Origin of the sequence: Desulfonatronospira sp. (genome assembly GCA_003563255.1) — a bacterium.
Lineage (GTDB): Bacteria > Desulfobacterota > Desulfovibrionia > Desulfovibrionales > Desulfonatronovibrionaceae > Desulfonatronospira.
The window spans coordinates 1-4,097 of record PWSL01000192.1 but is presented as its reverse complement, the minus strand read 5'-3'; the positions used below and the strand labels follow the sequence as shown (position 1 = coordinate 4,097).

Genomic DNA, 4,097 nt, shown 5'->3' with positions numbered 1-4,097 from the left:
CTCATACCCTGTGCCGGGGATCTCAAAAGGGCTGTCTGGTTCAGGCGGCCCAGGACATAGAGGACGAGCAGCCAACTTTCATCCAGAGTTTCAGCAGTTATGCCGGGTGGACCAGCATGGGAATTCTGTCCATGGTTTTTTTTCTGCTGGCAGCCCTGTTTATGGGAGTGGGAGTTTTTACCATCCTGTACGTGGTCAAATCAACGCTGGGCATAGATCTCATTGACGGCTGGCATTTCACTGACTGGCTGCAAAGATAAGAGGAGTTGTATTGCAAAATGATTTAAACACCGCAGGTAAAGAGTTTTGTCCCGGGCTGGTGGTTATCGGTCGTAACGAAGGTCACAGGCTGCAAAACTGTCTTGAGTCTCTGGCGGGACAGGGAAGCCCCTTAGTGTATGTGGATTCAGGGTCAACCGACTCCAGCACAACCCTGGCACGCAGCCTGGGAGCGGATGTGGTGGAGCTGGACATGCAGAAGCCCTTTTCCATGTCCCGGGCCCGCAACGCTGGCTTTGCAAGGGTTCTGGAGCTGGAGCCGGATACAGTCTGGGTGCACTTTTTTGATGGTGACTGCACAGTGGTCCAGGGCTGGGTGCCTGAAGCAGTAGAGTTTATCCGCAACCGGCCTGATGCCGCTGCAGTAAGCGGGCGGCGCAGGGAGGTTGATCCCGGAGGCTCAATCTACAACGCCATGGCGGACATGGAATGGGATGCGCCTCCGGGGCCTGCTGAATCAGTGGGGGGCGACGCCCTTTACAGGGTGCAGGCTTTTTCTCAGGTGGGCGGGTTCAACCAGGAACTTATTGCAGGAGAAGAACCTGAGTTGTGTTTCCGTCTGCGGGCCAGAGGCTGGAAGATTTACAGGGCGCAGGGTGAAATGACCCTGCATGACGCCCAGATTTACAGGTTCCGGCAGTGGTGGAGGCGTATGGTCCGCGGCGGTTATGGTTCCCTGGATGTTTATCAGCGCTGCAGGCCTGCAGCCGACAGCTCCGGGGACATTCCCTTCAGATCCATGGTGCGCAGTGCCCGTATATGGAGCCTGGGCTGGGGGCTGGCCTCGCTTTTGCTGATGCTGGTCATGTTTATTCTGATGGGCTGGGCTGGAGCTGTACTGGGTCTGGCCCTGGCTGCGGGAGCCTGGTTGCTGCAGGCGGGGCGTATTTTCGTAAAATCCCGGGCATCTCTGGAAAAAAAGAGCGCCATGGCTTTTGCAGTGTTGACCATGCTGGGCAAGTGGGCTCAGGCAGTGGGTCATGTCCGCTGTTATCTGGATCGGGCGCGGGGTAGAAAGGCCGGGCTTATAGAGTACAAGAACGTAGTCAGTCGCCCCTCGGACTGGAAAGCGGACCGGGCACGTTATCCCAGTAGGGCCTTTCTGCGGGAGCAGTCCTTGTGGGCGATAGCTGTATACCGCCTGGGAAGATGGAATGACAAACGCAGGCCCGGTGTGACCCGCTGGTTTGTGGACAGGCTTTACTGGTTTATGTTTCGTGTGGTTGAGACCCTGACCAGTGTCAGCTTTACCAAGGAAACCAGAATCGGTCCAGGCCTGCGAATTTATCATTTTGGAAATATATTTGTGCATAATAAGGTAAATATTGGAGCAAACTGCACCCTGCGCCAGGGAGTGACCATTGGAAACCGCACTGAGGGGGGACCTGTTCCAGTGCTTGAGGACCATGTGGAGATCGGGGCTTATGCCCAGATCCTGGGAGGCATACGTATCGGCCAGGGAGCCAGGATAGGGGCTATGAGCGTAGTGCTTCAGGATGTGCCCCCCGGATGTACTGCAGTAGGTATTCCAGCCAGGATTATTCACCCTCCGGAACTGCCTGCTGGTTCCACTAAGCCTTATTCTGCCGGGGAAGACCAGGTCCCGCAGGCATGAGAAAAGATATGCGAATCATCATGATGGCTCCATGGCTGCCCAAGCTGTCCGAGACCTTTGTCTACCGCGAAGTCTTTGGATTGCGCGAGAGTGGAATAGAAGTGCTGCCTGCCTCGGTGCACCACCCGGGTACTGACTGGAACGGGCTGCAGCTCAGGGCCCTGGCTGAGGAAACCATTCAGGTTTATGGAAAGGGGACAATGGCCATGCTGCTGGATGCTGTAAAGGAGGCCGCCAGGCATCCAGTGATCTCTGCCGCGACCCTTAAGACTGCAGTACAGGACGCTTTAAAGGCCGAAGATGTGTCCACGCGCAAGGGCCGTTTCAAAATCCTGTGGCAGGGACTGGGGGGCCTGGCCCTGGCCGGGAGAAGCCGCGGGCACAGGCCGGAACACATTCATGCACATATGGCCCATGTGCCCACAACCATTGCCATGTATGCAGCCATGCAGCTGGGCATCGGGTTCAGCTTTACCGGGCATGCAGCGGATATATTCCGGGATCGATCCCTGCTGAAGCAGAAGCTGGAGCGTGCCGGATTTGTGCGCTGCATCAGCTACTGGCATCGTGAGTTTTATAAGGGCATCGTGGACAGGTCTGATGCAGAATACCCGGTGGTGCGCTGCGGTGTGGATACAGCCGAAACTGGTGATGCGCAAAAGGGTCATGACGGCTCTGAACTGATTATCGGAGTGGGCCGGCTGGTCCCTAAAAAGGGTTTTGACCTGCTTTTGCGGGCCCTGCAGGTTCTGCAGTCATCCGGCAGGGACTGCCGGTGCAGGATTATCGGCGATGGACCGGAGCGCGCAAACCTGGAATCCCTGGCCGCAAGTCTTGGACTTCAGGATGTGGTCACCTTTGAGGGTTCCATGGATAACACAGATATACTGGAGATGCTGCCCCAGGCGGATATCTTTGCCCTGCCGTGCCGCCTGGATGCAACAGGGGATAAGGACGGAATTCCGGTGGTGCTCATGGAGGCCATGGCTGCCGGGATCTGCTGTGTCAGCGGGGACCTGCCGACCATCAGGGAGCTGATAACTTCCGGGGAAAACGGCTGGCTTGTTCCGCCTGAAGACATAAATGCCCTGGCAGAAACCCTGGAACTCATGCTTAAGGATCCCAGGAACAGGCAGAGTCTTGCCGGGAGAGGACGCAGGCGGATACTGGAAGAATTTTCTCTGGAAATAAATGTCCAGAGATTGAAGACAGCGTTGCTGACACAGCAGTCGGTCTAATGACGCCGGTTCAGATTTTATCATAAATAATAAAACGGAGATAAACCCATGCCAGGTTCAAATTATGTTCTGATTACCCCCTGCCGGGATGAAGCAGATTATGCCCGTCAATGCCTGGATAGTGTCCTGCAGCAGACTGTGCAGCCGGCTCTTTGGGTGATTGTTGACGACGGCTCAAGGGATGACACCCCTGAGATTCTGCAGGAGTACGCAGACAGGGTGGACTGGATTAAAATTGTGCAGCGCAAGGACCGAGGCAAAAGGGCGGTGGGCCCCGGTGTCATCGATGCCTTTTACGCCGGTCTGGAAAGCATTGATTTAAACCAGTTCGATTACCTGTGTAAGTTTGACCTGGATCTGGATATACCTGCAGGGTACTTTGAGACCCTCATATCCTGGATGCAGCAGGAGCCCTGTCTGGGGACCTGCAGTGGCAAGCCGTATTACAAAAGCGGGGTTCATGATGACCTGGTAAGCGAAAAAATCGGGGATGAAATGTCCGCGGGCATGACCAAGTTTTATCGCCGGGAATGCTTTCAGGAAATTGGAGGCTTTGTGCGCCAGGTCATGTGGGACGGCATTGACTGCCACAAATGCCGCATGCTGGGCTGGGTTGCCTGCAGCCGGGATGATCCCCGGACCCGGTTCATCCACCTGCGAGCCATGGGATCCAGCCAGCAGAATCTGTGGACGGGACGTATGCGCCACGGCTACGGGCAGTATTTTATGGGCACCGGACTGGCCTATATGACAGCCAGTGCCCTGTACCGCATGACCCGCCCCCCTCTGTTGATGGGCGGTCTGGGCATGTGGTGGGGTTATGTGCGCAGCATGCTGGACAGGCAGGAGCGTTATCCGGATCTCGAGTTCCGGCGTTTTCTGCGCAGTTATCAATGGGCCTGCCTGGTCCTGGGCAAGGCCAGGGCCACCAGACGTTTAGATGAAAAAGCCAGGCAACAGAGGTG

At 56.2% G+C, this 4,097-nt stretch carries 4 protein-coding genes; all 4 read left to right on the top strand.

What is annotated here, in order from left to right; genetic code table 11:
• Nucleotides 1-260: hypothetical protein (locus tag QZP87_RS05610; protein WP_291321940.1), on the top strand; the 260-nt coding region annotated here is incomplete at its 5' end.
• Between the two features lie 11 nt (nt 261-271).
• Nucleotides 272-1,894 carry a glycosyltransferase family 2 protein gene (locus tag QZP87_RS05605; RefSeq protein ID WP_291321939.1) on the top strand — a complete coding sequence of 541 codons (1,623 nt, stop codon included), beginning with the start codon at nt 272-274 and terminating at the stop codon, nt 1,892-1,894.
• 8 nt (nt 1,895-1,902) lie between these two features.
• Complete coding sequence (locus tag QZP87_RS05600) at nt 1,903-3,132, top strand: glycosyltransferase family 4 protein (protein ID WP_291321938.1); 1,230 nt, start codon at nt 1,903-1,905, stop codon at nt 3,130-3,132.
• 48 nt (nt 3,133-3,180) lie between these two features.
• Nucleotides 3,181-4,097: glycosyltransferase (locus QZP87_RS05595; RefSeq protein WP_291321937.1), on the top strand; the 917-nt coding region annotated here is incomplete at its 3' end.

Excerpts from the sequence above, each read along its gene's own strand:
- QZP87_RS05600 (WP_291321938.1), top strand. The coding sequence starts at position 1,903 with ATGCGAATCATCATGATGGCTCCATGGCTGCCCAAGCTGTCCGAGACC.